The organism is Mesorhizobium salmacidum (SeqCode) (genome assembly GCF_037179605.1).
In the GTDB taxonomy this organism is placed as follows: Bacteria; Pseudomonadota; Alphaproteobacteria; order Rhizobiales; family Rhizobiaceae; genus Mesorhizobium; species Mesorhizobium salmacidum.
In genome coordinates this window covers 1-206 of record NZ_JAPYKS010000123.1, presented here as the reverse complement: position 1 = coordinate 206, position 206 = coordinate 1, and the positions used below count along the sequence as shown (strand labels likewise).

At 63.6% G+C, this 206-nt stretch carries 1 protein-coding gene; it reads left to right on the top strand.

The annotated features are described in order from the left end of the window. Positions 1-189 (top strand): DUF982 domain-containing protein (locus O7A60_RS31930; RefSeq protein ID WP_337109618.1); only part of this gene is annotated, 189 nt, incomplete at its 5' end. Positions 190-206 lie beyond the last annotated feature (17 nt).

Here is a 206-nt window from a genome sequence, read left to right as displayed (position 1 = left end):
TGGCCGGGCAGCCGCAGCCCGACATTCACAGCCGCGCTCTGTGTCTGCCAATCTGCTTTGGTCGGTGACAAAGACGTCGAAACAGCGCGCATTGCCTTCGAAGCTTTTGCGCTTGCCCGCGGCATCCTCGCGCCCGACGCGCTCGAGGTGGCGGCGGCACGTGCTGCTGATGAGTGGCTGACAGCTTGAGCTTGGCACTCATTCAC